The sequence below is a fragment of the Fluviibacter sp. genome (assembly GCF_057744235.1).
The window spans coordinates 39,284-52,314 of the sequence record NZ_JBIJFP010000002.1 but is presented as its reverse complement, the minus strand read 5'-3'; the positions used below and the strand labels follow the sequence as shown (position 1 = coordinate 52,314).

Sequence of the window (13,031 nt, the reverse complement as noted above, 5' to 3'; positions counted from 1 at the left end):
CTTAACGGTTAATGGCGCGGTAGCCAATGTCCTTGCGGTACTGCATGCCGTCAAACGCGATGTTGGCTGCTGCTTCGTAAGCACGTTTCTGTGCCGCAGCCACCGTATCGCCGAGGGCCGTGACACATAGAACACGGCCACCATTCGTAACGACATTACCATTGTCATCGGCCGTGCCGGCGTGGAAAACATGGGCGTCATCGCCCGCGGCATTGCCCGCCGGCAGACCGTGAATGACATCGCCTTTACGCGGCGTTTCCGGGTAGTTCTGAGCGGCCATGACAACACCCAGTGCAACACGCGAATCCCATTCGGTCTTCGCCTGATCCAGCGTGCCGGCAATTGCGTGCTCGAACATTTTTACGGCGTCCGACTTCAGACGCATCATGATCGGTTGCGTTTCCGGATCACCCATGCGGGCGTTGAACTCCAGGGTTTTTACCGACCCATCCTTGCCGATCATCAGGCCAGCGTACAGGAAACCCGTAAAGGGGATGCCATCGGCCTCCATGCCACGTACGGTCGGTAGAATGATCTCGCGCATCACCTGATCGTGTACCGCGGGTGTGACAACAGGGGCCGGCGAGTAAGCGCCCATGCCACCGGTGTTTGGGCCGGTGTCGCCATCACCAATGCGTTTATGATCCTGACTCGTTGCCATCGGCAATACGTTTTTGCCATCAACCAGAACGATGAAGCTGGCTTCTTCGCCATCCAGAAAATCTTCAATCACAACACGGGCACCGGCGCTGCCGAGTTTATTGCCCGAGAGCATGTCGTCAATAGCAGCATGGGCTTCGTCGAGCGACATGGCAACCACCACGCCTTTGCCTGCAGCCAGGCCATCGGCCTTGATCACGATGGGGGCACCCTGACGGTTTACATAGTCGTGAGCTGCCGCCGCATCCGTAAAGGTTTCAAAACCGGCCGTCGGAATTTTGTGGCGGGCCATGAAACGCTTGGCGAAATCCTTCGAGCTTTCCAGCTGTGCCGCCGCCTTGGTCGGGCCAAAAATCTTCAGGCCACGAGCACGGAAGACATCGACGATGCCAGCAGCCAGCGGCGCTTCCGGACCTACCACCGTCAGGTGAATCGCGTTCTGTGCCGCAAAATCGGCCAGCGCGTTGATGTCGGTGATCGGCAGATTCTCAAGCTTGGATTCGCGGGCGGTACCGGCATTGCCCGGTGCAACAAAAACCTGGGTCACGCCGGCGGCTTGCGCCAGTTTCCAGGCCAGAGCGTGTTCACGGCCACCAGAGCCAACAACAAGAATTTTCATGGACGATCCTGCGAGTGCTTGAATGAGCTTCAAAGAGAAGCAAAAAAAAGACAATTATTTGAACGAATACTTCGCCCACCAGAAGAGCACGTTACCGTTGCCTTCACCGCCCGGAATATAGGCAACCTGAACGTCTACAGGGCCATAACCTACTGAGGCCATCGGCAGGATACCCGGAGTCGGTGCGTAGCCGTTGATGTCGGAACGCATGAACAGGAAGACTGTTGCGCCAACGCCGACACGTGTTTTTTCGTTGATCGGGTTCCAGGTTGGCACCCAACCATAACCGGCCATGTACATCGGTTGGGCATGCGAATCCTGGAAGCCCATCACATAAACGCCTTCCCAGTTACCGCTGGTGTTATACCAACCTTTACCCAGGCCACCGCCCGCCGGATATTCGGTATAGCTGGCGCGCTTTTCGGGGCTGTAGGCATAAGGCAGGTGATAACTCCAGAACGGTACATAGAGTTCAACATCGCCTTTGGTCCAGATGTCCGACAGGTGTTGGCCGGCCGTATCCCAGGCGTTGCTATACCAGGATTTGCTCTCGGTCGTTTTGCTATTGCTACTGGGCGTACCAACGACCACCACGCTCTGGGTCGCTTCAGGGGTTGCTGCAGCTTGGGGTGCTGCCGCGCCGCTGTCTGTTGCGGTTGCTGACGGGGCTTCATCGGCCAATGCGCTGGTGGTAAAGGCCAGCGAAGTCAGCGATAGCGCCACCAGCAGCGGGGTAAGTAGTCGTGAACATTTCATGGCGTTGGCTACTGAAAGTGTTTAAATGAGATTAATGACGGAAGTGGCGTGCACCCGTAAAAACCATAGCGAGTCCATGTTCGTCGGCCGCGGCGATGACTTCTTCATCGCGCATCGAACCACCCGGTTGGATGACGGCTTTCGCGCCAGCTTCGGCGAGCACATCGACGCCATCACGGAATGGGAAGAACGCATCCGAGGCGACAACGCTCCCGGCAAGAGGCAGCTTGGCGTTAGCAGCCTTGATCGCGGCGATACGGGTCGAGTCCACACGGGACATCTGACCGGCACCCACGCCCAAGGTCATGCCGTTGCCACAGAACACTATAGCATTTGATTTGACGAATTTTGCAACGCGATAAGCAAAGAGCAGATCGGCAATCTGGGTCGGCGTCGGCTGGACCTTGGTGACGACTTTGAGGTTGTCCGGTTGAACGTTGAAAGAATCCGGTGTCTGGACGAGTAGACCACCACCGACGCGCTTGAGTTCCAGTGCATGATAAACCGGCGTGTTGCCTTCAGGCAGCGCGACGGTCAGGACGCGCAAGTTGGCTTTGGCATTAAGCAATGCCATGGCGGCCGGGGTGAAGGCCGGCGCAATCAGCACTTCAACAAAGTGCTTGCGTTCGTTCATGGCCTCGATCACATCCACGTCCACGGGACCATTGAAAGCAATGATGCCACCGAAGGCCGAGGTCGGATCGGTCTGGAAGGCTTTTTCGTAGGCCTTGAGTAAGTTGCGATCGACAGCAACGCCACAGGGGTTGGCGTGCTTGACGATGACGCAGGCAGGTTCGCAGAAAGTCTTGACGCACTCCCAGGCGGCGTCGGCATCGGCAATGTTGTTGTATGAGAGTTCTTTGCCGCCGTGTTGTGTGTAGTTCGCAATGGCGCCGGCGGTCGATGTGCTGTCACGATAGAAAGCGGCCTGTTGCAGCGGGTTTTCGCCATAGCGCAGGGTTTCGGCGCGGTCGAAGGCCAGTTGCAGGTGGCTCGGGAAGATTGAGGGGGGCGGTGCGGCGGCCGCTGGTTGGTCTTCTGCGCCAGCATCCAGACCAGTCAGCCAGTTGGCGATGGCCGAATCGTAGCGTGCCGTATGAGTGAAGGCTTTCTTGGCCAGGCCGAAGCGTGTCGTCAGTGATAGTGCACCATCGTTCGCTTTCATCTCGTCGATCAGACCAGCGTAGTCAACGGGGTCGGTGACGATGGCCACACCGTTGTAGTTCTTGGCCGATGAACGGACCATGGCCGGTCCGCCAATGTCGATGTTTTCGATCGCGTCTTCCAGCGTTACGCCGGCCTTGGCAACGGTTTCGCGGAACGGATAGAGATTGACGCAGACCAGATCGATGGTCGGAATGCCATGCTGCTCAATCGTGGCCATGTGCGCCGGCAGGTCGCGACGCGCCAGAATGCCGCCATGGACTTTGGGGTGCAGTGTCTTGACACGACCATCCAGCATTTCCGGAAAGCCCGTGTAGTCACCGATTTCGGTCACCTTGAGGCCGGCATCACGCAGCAGCTTGGCGGTGCCCCCCGTCGACAGCAGCGCGACGCCCTGCGCATCCAGCGCCTTGGCAAATTCGAGAACGCCGGTTTTATCGGAGACGGAGAGCAGAGCCTGACGGATTTTCATGATGGGTAATGGACGTATGTTCTAAAGAGAAAAGGGATCAGAAAGTAAGGAATTCGGCAAATCAGAGCAGACCGTGGTCCGACAGCTTTTTGCGCAACGTATTGCGATTAATACCCAGCATTTGGGCAGCCACGGTTTGGTTGTTCGCCGCCTGCTGCATCACGACTTCGAGCATCGGCCGTTCGACACAGCTGAGTACCATGTCGTAGACGCCGCTGGCGGTTTCTCCGCTCAGCTCCGTGAAATACTTTTCCAGGGCGGTGGTCACCGCTTGTGCCAGGGCTGATGAGTTCTGTGGTGTGCTGGATTGACTCATGCGGCCAGCTCCTCGGCATCGGTCGTTGTGTGTGTGTCGTACACCAGATGCTCGTGACGTTGTCCCAGGTGATGGAAAAAATCATGGATCATGGTCCGTTGCTCGGTCACGCTATCCAGCCGATTCATCTGGTGGCGGAACGCGGCCGAGCCGCTCAGCCCCTTGGTGTACCAGGAGATGTGCTTGCGGGCGACGCGGACGCCCGTTTCAGTGCCATAGAAACCATAGAGATCTTCCAGGTGTTCCAGAAGAATGGCCTGAATTTCGCTCACGGCGGGCGGTGGTAATTTCTCGCCAGTGGCCAGAAAGTGTTCGATTTCGCGAAAGATCCACGGGCGACCCTGCGCGGCGCGGCCAATCATCACGCCATCGGCACCGGTTTTATCGAGGACCGCTTTGGCCTTCTCCGGAGTCGTGATGTCGCCATTGGCGATTACCGGGATGCGTGATGCTGCTTTAACCGCTGCCACAGTGTCGAACTCGGCCTCTCCGCGGTATTGTTGGCAACGCGTGCGGCCGTGAATGGCCAATGCACGAATACCGCTTTCTTCGGCAATGCGCAGAATGCTGGGGGCGTTTTTGTTGTCGATATTCCAGCCGGTACGGATTTTCAGGGTGACTGGGGTGTCCGGCACCGCGTTCACCACGGCGGTCAGGATTTTGCCGACCAGCGCTTCGTGCTGGAGCAGGGCGGAGCCTGCCATCACATTGCATACTTTTTTGGCCGGACAACCCATGTTGATATCAATGATCTGGGCACCACGGTCGGCGTTGTACTTGGCCGCTTCGGCCATCATGGCTGGGTCAGCACCGGCGATCTGCACTGAAATCGGTGCCACCTCGCCGTCGTGATTGGCGCGACGCTGGGTCTTGGCGCTGCCGTAGAGCAGGGAGTTCGAGGTGACCATTTCCGATACGGCCAGACCGGCACCCAGTTTCTTGCAGAGCTGACGGAAAGGTCGATCAGTCACACCCGCCATGGGTGCGACAAACAGGTTGTTTCGGAGGCGGTAACCGACAAAATCCATGGGGCGGGCGGGCAGAATGGAGTAAAAATTGGGCGACAAGACAGCCCGCTATTCTAACCCGAACTGGCTGTTTTTGCTTAAATTTTAGTCAGTTTTGTTGCGTTGCAGGGCGGTATGGCATGGCGCGTCTGTTCGCCCTTCGCACCGGGTGGCAGCATTAGGGCCAGGCCCGGGCACCCCAGATCATCCGGCGGGCAACGAAATGGCGTAACGGGCTGATCAGATCCAGTGCACTGAGTCCAATGCCGCGTAAGGCATTGAGCACCGGGAAGGGTGTCGAGAAGGTACGGACAATCCCATCCGTAAAGGCTGCTGCACCCCAGCGATCCAGCTGTCGGCTGCGGATATAGGGTTGCAGCGTATGTTCGGAGCCGGGATCGAGTGCATCGCGTAATTGATACGCCAGCTGTGCCGCATCCCGCAAGCCGAGGTTGAATCCCTGGCCAGAGACAGGATGGAGCGTTTGGGCCGCATTGCCAATCCACAGTTCGCGCGCCCGGTGCAGCGGTTGGCGTAAGCGCAGCTTTAAAGGAAAACTGGCGCGTGGTCCGACATCCGTGAAAGTTGCCTGAGGTCCGATGGCCCGTTGAATATTCGACAGAATGCCAGCATCGTCTAGGGCGAGCAGGGCTTCTGCGTCGTTTTCCGGAACGGTGTAGACCACCGATACCCGTTGACCGCCTGTCCCATCAACGGGTAACAGTGCCAGTGGCCCTTGTGGCGTGAAGCGTTCCCAGGCGCGTTGCCCATGAGGCTGTGCCAGGCCGGCCTCGAAAATCAGGGCCCGTTGTCCATAACCCCGGGCGATGACGTCAGGGCTGTTATCGGGTGGCGTTCCTTCGGCATGAACAATCAGGCGCGCTCGTATGGTTCGTTCGCCAATCTCTAGTGTTCGCCAGAAGCGATCAGCCGCTTGGGTGTTTGTCGCGTCTGCCCCGACATCAACCCGGGTCTGCTCCAGAATCTCGATCTGTCCCGGTTGCCGCTGTTGGGCCAGGTGCAGGGCTTGGTGCAAGCGGCCGAGCAAAGCACCGTAACGCACCACGTAACCCAGCGCAGGCAGCTGGTAATCCTGACGGTCTATCAACGTACGGCCCCAGCCACCATACTGGGAGATATGAATTGTTTCAATGGCTGTGCAGCGGTCGTCGCCCGGGCCCTGGCTGCGCGGCCAGGCATGTTGCGGTTCCAGCAACTGTCGCGCTCCTTCCGAGAGCGCGAGTGCACGCGGGTCATGCTGGCCATCGGCCAGGCTGCGCTGCTCGACGAGAAGCACGCGATGGCGTGTCCCGGCCAGAAACAGTGCCAGCGTACTGCCGACCGGGCCGGCACCCAGAATGACAATATCGACGTCGTTCATGGAGGCGGTGTCTGTCATGTATGCCTGGCCATCAAGGCTTCAATGGCATCCGGAGTTTTTGGCGCTGCGGCAGTCAGCACGGTGCAACCCGTATCGGTGACGACTACGTCATCCTCAATGCGGATCCCGATGTTGTGAAACGCAACGGGGATGTGGTCGGCTGGCCGAATGTAGAAGCCGGGCTCCATGGTCAATGTCATGCCGGCTTGCAGGCCAACCCATTCGTCATTCTCGTGATACGGCCCGGCATCATGGACATCCAGGCCGAGCCAGTGACTCGTGCGATGCATATAGAACTGCCGATAGTCGCCGGCTTCGATGATGCCGTCCAGGCTACCCTGGCAGAGCTTGAGATCCATCATGCCCTGCACGAGGACGCGCAGCGCTGCATCGTGGGGGGCGTGGAACGGCGCACCGGGCTTTGTCGCAGCAATGGCTGCTTCCTGTGCCGCTAGGGTGACGGTATAGACATCACGCTGGGCGCTGTTGAAGCGGCCGTTGACCGGGAATGTGCGGGTAATGTCGGAGGCGTAACCGCTGACTTCACAGCCGGCATCAATCAGCACAAGATCGCCATCGCGTAATACCTGATTGTTGGCGGTGTAATGTAGGACACAGCCGTTCGCGCCGCCGGCCACGATCGCCGGGTAAGAGGGTGGGTGCCCCCCGGCTTGCAGAAAAGCGTATTGCAGCTCGGCGTCGAGCTGGTATTCGTAAAGGCCCGGACGACAGGCCTGCATGGCCCGGATATGGGCGTTAGCGGCAATGTCGGCGGCGCGTTGCATCAGTGCCAATTCCCCCACATCTTTGCTCCGGCGCATAGGCTCTACCAGCGCTCGCCAGTCAGCCACCACGGTCGGTGCCTGTTTACCGGCGCGGGACTGTGCCCGGGCGTGTTCTAGCCAGCGGCCGGCACGGGTATCCCAGTCGGGGTTTTGCCCCAGACTGTGCCAGAGGGTCTGAGCGCCGATCAGGTGTTCGCTCACATGTTGATCGAGTTGATCCAGCGGGTAGGCGGCATCAAAGCCGAATTGCTCGCAGGCCGCCTCCGGACCGAAACGGAAGCCTTCCCAGAGTTCGCGTTCAGGGTTCTTCGGTCGGCAGAACAGCAGGCTCTGGGGTGTGTCGCTGATGAGGAGTACCAGCACGGCATCCGGTTCTTCAAAACCGGTCAGGTACCAGAAGTTGCTGTCAAAGCGGAATGGGTGGTGGGTGTCCCGGTTGCGGATCAGTTCCGTCGAGGTCGGGATGACGGCGACGCCACGCCCTTTTTTGTGCATTTCAGCCAGGACCTGCTGTCGCCGCCGTATAAACGGCGCCGGATCCAAAGGTGTTGGTGCTAGCGGGGCGAGGTGGGGCAGGAGTCGGGTCGATGTCTGGTGAGCCATGATGTCAGGGCGTCCAATGATTAATGCATCATACGCCGATGAGCGAGTTATAGCGTAGCCTGGGCCCGCAGTTCGCGGTCCAGCAACGCCAGTCGTTCGGGAGTGCCCACATCTTCCCAGCGTCCGCGATGATGCTCACCGCTGACCTGGTGGTTTGCCATGGCTGCACGCAGCAATGGGGCCAGTTTGGCGGGCGCGCCGGCGACGAGATCTTTGAACAGGCTGGGGCGATAAAGGCCAATCCCGGCAAAAGTGAGCGCTGTATCTGTCTCGGTTGTGCGATCACGCACGCGGTGATTATTGAGCACGAAGTCGCCCTTCGGGTGCTGAATCGGGTTGTCGACAAGCACCAGGTGCGCCAGGTCGCTGGTCTCCAGGGTTCGGGGAGCGATGGGCCAGTCACAGTAGATATCCCCGTTGATCACCAGGAACGGGGCGTCATCGCCAGTGTCCAGCGAGGGTAGTGCCTGACGGATGCCGCCGGCCGTTTCCAGTGCGCCCACCGGTTCCGGCGACCAGGTGATCGAGAGACCCCATGGTGCGCCGTTACCCAGCGCCGCAACGAGCTGTGTACCGAGGTGGGCGTGATTAATCACGATATCCCGGAAACCCGCAGCCGCTAGGCGCTCCAGGTGGTAGATAATCAGCGGTTTGTCGGCCGCCGGCAACAGCGGTTTGGGGCAATGGTCGGTCAACGGACGCATCCGCTCACCACGACCCGCTGCCAGAATCATTGCGCGCATGCCGTTTGGCCTCAGAAGGTGTAGCCGATTTGCAGGTCGCGCGGTGACAGGCGTTCCAGAATCGGTACCAGCGGGCGCAATTCCGCATAGCGTTCGGCGGTGCGATACGCGTAGTTGAAGAAACGGGGCAGGTCTTCCAGATAGTGGCCTTTGCCATCCCGGTAGTTCAGGCGGCAGAAAATCCCCAGCACCTTCAGATGACGCTGCAGGCCCATGAATTCGTAGGCGCGCCAGAAGTCGCCAAAATCGGGATGAACCGGGAGCCCGGCCTTGCGGGCGGCTTCCCAGTAACGAATCACCCAGTCGAGTTCGCGCTCTTCATCCCACGAAATAAAGGCATCGCGGAACAGTGACACCACGTCATAGGTGATCGGGCCGTAAACCGCATCCTGGAAATCCAGAATGGCCGGCGTTGCGGCGTCATCGGTGCGCATCATGTTGCGAGGCATATAGTCGCGATGGACAAACACCTGTGGCTGGGCCAGGGCGGACTTGATGAGCGCCTCATTAACACCCTTCAGCCATCCCTGTTCCTGGGCTGTCAGCTCAATACCGGCGTGGCGGCCAATGCACCATTCCGGAAAGAGGTCTAGTTCGCGCTGCAGCAGTGCCTGGTCATATTCCGGCAGTACGCCCGGGCGGGCACTTTTCTGCCAGGCAACCAGGGCGTTGACGGCACCCCGCATGAGGGTGTCGGCTTCCTTGGCGTTGGCGGTATGCAGGGTTTTGAGATAGCCGGAGTTTCCCAGGTCATTGAGCAACAGATAGCCGTTTTCCGAGTCGGCGGCCAGCACTTTGGGGGCGATCAGGCCGGCATCAGCCATCAGCTGGGCAATCTGGATGAACGGACGTACATCCTCCTTGTCCGGTGGCGCATCCATCAGAATGGCGGTTTCGCCGCCCGGCCAGGTGGCCCGGAAGTAGCGGCGGAAACTGGCATCGGCCGAAGCGGGGACCAGGCTAGGGGTGCCGGCATAAAGCTGGGTTTGAGCGGTAAATTCGGTGCCTGCCTGCAGGCGGGCGTCATGAAGGGAATCAGTCGTCTTATTCATGGATGTGTCCGGTATCTAGGCCGTCTTTAAGGGGGAGAAATGCTAGAATTGACAGTATTTTACCTTGCAGCGGTTCAGGGTCGGTATCTTGATTATCTTGTATCCGGCCATGGTCGTTGAAACCCTTTGCCGTGGATTGTTGTGTCATTCAGACTGCCTGATTCTCTACCCCGTTTGCCCAAGCAGGACCTAGCGGTGCCCCAGTTGGGGCGTTTGCCGTTAGTCGTGTGTCTGGCCACGCTGGGTATGGGCGTAGGAGGCGTGTTGCTGGGTGCCAACGTTGCGTATGCGCAAAGCAGTGCCGTGCCAACCCGGATGGCGCCCTTACTGGTGGATCCGGCGTTACTGGGTGGTGCCCCGGCAGTAGCGCCGCCATCCTTGCCCGCCGCCCTGGGCGGCAGTCTGCCCGCTGCCGCGTCGGCGAAAAAAGCCGCCGGTAAAAAAACGGCAGCAAAGGAACCGATGGCACCCATACCGGCCACGCGATCCACCGAGGTGCCTGTATCAACGCCTGTTGCCCCGACCCCCGCTAAAACGGTGGCGGCCAGATCCGAGCCGGTTGCCGAGCCGGCGGTGCCCGAGACCCAGTCCGAGCCGCCCCCCTCGCCGGCACCGGCACCAACACCATCAGTGCCGGCTGCTCCTGTGGCCCCCACGCCACGTGCGCCATCCTCGCCATTACCTGTCGCCGCTGAAGCCGGCCGAGCTTTGCGTGATCAGGAAACGCCTAAAGCCGCTGATCAATCAGTTGCAGAAACCATGCCGCCTCAGCCTAAGCCTCAAACGCTGGCTACCCAGACGGCCGCAAAGACACCGGCAACGGCGTTACCCAAGGATCAGACCGAACTCCTGGCCGATGCCATTACTGGCCGTAACGATCTGGAGCTTACGGCGACAGGACATGCCGAGTTGCGCCGGGATGGCACCATTCTTAATGCCGACCGGATTGTCTATAACATCGTTGAAGACAATGTCGATGCCCAAGGCAACGTGTTGTACCGGGATCCAACCCAGGGCACGACGATGGCCGGCTCCGATGCGGAAATCGTTGTTGCCGCCCGAACGGGTTACATCAATAACGTCAATTACGAGATCCGGCAACAGAAACAGATATCGCAAACCAACAACGCCTGGTCGTTTAACGCGCCGGCCATTGGTAGCAACATGATGGGTAATCCGGGTGGGCCTGTGCCCATGGGCAGTAACGCCACGCCGAATTACGGCATGGCTGCAGGTGCGACGCTCAGTCAGCAACCCGGCCAGCAGACCGCAATCAATGAGGCCGCCGCAGCGAGTGCCGATGCGGAAACGCAGGCGCAAGCCACAGCGGCTGGACAGGTTGCATATCTGCCGGGGCAGAGTCCGCTCGCCCGAATTGTCGAGACCATGTCGCATGGTCAGGCGGCACGTATCAACCTGCAAGGCGAAAATCGCTATCAGGCCGAAGATGCAACCTACACAACGTGTCCGGCAGGCGATAGTGGGTGGTATCTGCGGGCATCCACCTATCATGCGGATTACGAACAGAATCAGGGCAACGTTTCGAATTCACTCCTGTACTTCCAGGATGTGCCGTTCCTTTACATGCCTTATGCCTTCTTCCCGCTGGATCGCGGCAGGCACTCCGGTTTTCTGTCACCCAGCCTGGGATCTTCTCAGCTCAATGGGTTCCAGACCATTGTGCCTTACTACTTCAACCTCGCACCCAATTACGACGCGACCTTCGCACCGGCGATTTACGGTAAGCGAGGTATCTCCTTCAATACGGAGGCGCGCTACCTGGGCAATACGGGCAATAGCCCCGTGCCCACCTATACCGGTAAGGATGCCTTTAATTACATGCCTAACGATCGTATGGCAAACCGGGAGCGTTGGAGCTTCCTGAGCCAGCATCAGCAGCAGTTCAATAGTCTGCTGCCGGGCCTCTCCGGTGCCTGGGATCTGCAGGGTGTTTCGGATTCCTATTACTTTACCGATTTGAATAATTCACTGGCCGCGATGTCGCAGTCCTATCTGCCTCGCACCGGGCGGGTGAATTATGCAGCACCGACCTGGAACGCCTCGGTCGTGGCGCAGGGTTACCAGACGCTCAACTTTAACCCGAGCGCGCCCGTGGCAACGCCGTATCAATTGCTGCCGCAGGTTAACTTTGCGATGAACCGCTCCCTGCTGAGCGCTGCCGGATTCAGCAACGTCAAGCTGAATGACAACGATGAGCTGGAAGTGCTGCAGAATAACGGGCTATTTGATCAGCCGGCACGCCTGGATGCGCTGGTGTCCGCGAACAGTTCCTACTTCACGAACCAGACCCAATCCTATGTGCAGGGGAATCGCCTCTGGGCTTATCCGCAGCTCGTCACCAGCTGGCAGCAGCCGGGTATGTATCTGACACCGAAGTTCGGTGTGCACTACACACAGTACAACACCAACGCCGGTCAGTTGACGACCTCGGGTGCCTATAACGGTACAACCAGCATTGGCTCTGATACCGCATCACGCACGCTGCCGATTCTGTCGCTGGATTCGGGGCTGGTTTTTGACCGGAAGACCCAGTACTTCGGGCGTAATCTGAACCAGACCCTGGAACCGCGTTTGTATTACCTCTACGTGCCTTACAGAGACCAGACTAACCTACCGCTGTTTGATACGGGTGTGGCGGATGTGAGCTACGCACAGATGTTCAGCGAGAACATCTTCACCGGCTGGGACCGCGTCTCCAATGCCAACCAGGTCACGGCTGCGCTGACCTCGCGATATTCACTGGATAAAACAGGCCAGCAGTTGATGAGCTTTAGTCTCGGCCAGCGTGTTTTCTTCCAGCCGCAACAGGTGAACCTATACGCAAATCAGCCGACCAGCAGTTATGGCAGTAACGATTACTTTGCACAAGCTGCCGGTGTGGTGGCACCCTATACCTCGATCAATGGCTTTGCTCAGGTGAGCCCGTATGCCCAAGCCAACAGCGCCAGTAACAATACGGCCAGCGTCAACCGGATCAATCGGGCCAGTATTGGTGGCCGATTCCAGCCTAGCCGTGAGAATGTCCTGAACTACACGTATCGCTACCAGAACCAGGATTACATCCCCGGTGCCGCCACATCCGGCATGACGGCGACGGCCGTGATGCAGAATGATGTCAGTGCTGCCTGGAAGATCTGGGGCCCATTGCGGGCGGTAGGTCGCTATACGTATTCGGCTGTGCAATCTTCTCAGATCGAAAGCCTGGCCGGTCTTGAATACAATGCGTCCTGCTGGACAGCGCGTGCTGTGTATCACCGTGCGATGACCTACAGCTCAACGCAGACGCCTTTCCTGAATACCAGCTTCTTTGTTCAGCTGGAACTCAAGGGCATGGGTAGCATTGGTTCCAGCCCGCTGGATGTGTTACGCCGTAATGTCCCGAATTACACCCGAACCTCGGATGCGGCCTTTATGCCGCCGCTGACGGATCCTTACTATTAATGGATCATTGA

Annotated in this window: 11 protein-coding genes; 1 reads left to right on the top strand and 10 read right to left on the bottom strand. The window is 58.9% G+C overall.

Annotation, left to right across the window (positions count from 1 at the left end; genetic code table 11):
• Position 1 precedes the first annotated feature (1 nt).
• The 10 genes from purD to AC3GOJ_RS01815 all read right to left on the bottom strand — a co-directional run bounded on the left by purD (position 2) and on the right by AC3GOJ_RS01815 (position 9,706).
• Positions 2-1,279 (bottom strand): phosphoribosylamine--glycine ligase, encoded by a 1,278-nt coding sequence (purD, locus tag AC3GOJ_RS01860; RefSeq protein ID WP_488235759.1) that lies wholly within the window; start codon positions 1,277-1,279, stop codon positions 2-4.
• Between the two features lie 54 nt (positions 1,280-1,333).
• Positions 1,334-2,035: a lipid IV(A) palmitoyltransferase PagP gene (pagP, locus tag AC3GOJ_RS01855; RefSeq protein ID WP_488235758.1), complete on the bottom strand. Its 702-nt coding sequence runs from the start codon at positions 2,033-2,035 to the stop codon at positions 1,334-1,336.
• A 31-nt stretch (positions 2,036-2,066) separates the two neighbouring features.
• Positions 2,067-3,671, bottom strand: a complete 1,605-nt coding sequence (gene purH / locus AC3GOJ_RS01850; protein ID WP_488235757.1) for a bifunctional phosphoribosylaminoimidazolecarboxamide formyltransferase/IMP cyclohydrolase — start codon at positions 3,669-3,671, stop codon at positions 2,067-2,069.
• A 61-nt stretch (positions 3,672-3,732) separates the two neighbouring features.
• Positions 3,733-3,987: a helix-turn-helix domain-containing protein gene (locus AC3GOJ_RS01845; RefSeq protein ID WP_488235756.1), complete on the bottom strand. Its 255-nt coding sequence runs from the start codon at positions 3,985-3,987 to the stop codon at positions 3,733-3,735.
• Positions 3,984-5,015, bottom strand: coding sequence for a tRNA dihydrouridine synthase DusB (gene dusB, locus AC3GOJ_RS01840; RefSeq protein ID WP_488235928.1), 1,032 nt, complete (start codon positions 5,013-5,015; stop codon positions 3,984-3,986). Before dusB ends, AC3GOJ_RS01845 begins: the two co-directional genes overlap by 4 nt.
• 157 nt (positions 5,016-5,172) lie before the next feature.
• Positions 5,173-6,393, bottom strand: coding sequence for an FAD-dependent monooxygenase (locus tag AC3GOJ_RS01835; RefSeq protein WP_488235755.1), 1,221 nt, complete (start codon positions 6,391-6,393; stop codon positions 5,173-5,175).
• Entirely contained in the window at positions 6,390-7,763 is a 1,374-nt protein-coding gene (locus tag AC3GOJ_RS01830; RefSeq protein ID WP_488235754.1) for an aminopeptidase P N-terminal domain-containing protein, read from the bottom strand. The genes AC3GOJ_RS01835 and AC3GOJ_RS01830 overlap by 4 nt, the downstream gene beginning before the upstream one ends.
• 47 nt (positions 7,764-7,810) lie before the next feature.
• A complete protein-coding gene (gene murU, locus AC3GOJ_RS01825) occupies positions 7,811-8,506 on the bottom strand; it encodes an N-acetylmuramate alpha-1-phosphate uridylyltransferase MurU (protein WP_488235753.1) in 696 nt (231 codons plus the stop codon).
• A gap of 11 nt (positions 8,507-8,517) precedes the next feature.
• Complete coding sequence (locus AC3GOJ_RS01820) at positions 8,518-9,558, bottom strand: aminoglycoside phosphotransferase family protein (RefSeq protein WP_488235752.1); 1,041 nt, start codon at positions 9,556-9,558, stop codon at positions 8,518-8,520.
• Positions 9,551-9,706 (bottom strand): hypothetical protein, encoded by a 156-nt coding sequence (locus AC3GOJ_RS01815; RefSeq protein ID WP_488235751.1) that lies wholly within the window; start codon positions 9,704-9,706, stop codon positions 9,551-9,553. The genes AC3GOJ_RS01820 and AC3GOJ_RS01815 overlap by 8 nt, the downstream gene beginning before the upstream one ends.
• 47 nt (positions 9,707-9,753) lie before the next feature.
• Between AC3GOJ_RS01815 and AC3GOJ_RS01810 the strand changes: the two genes are divergently transcribed.
• Entirely contained in the window at positions 9,754-13,020 is a 3,267-nt protein-coding gene (locus AC3GOJ_RS01810; RefSeq protein ID WP_488235750.1) for an LPS-assembly protein LptD, read from the top strand.
• The last annotated feature ends 11 nt before the right edge of the window (positions 13,021-13,031 follow it).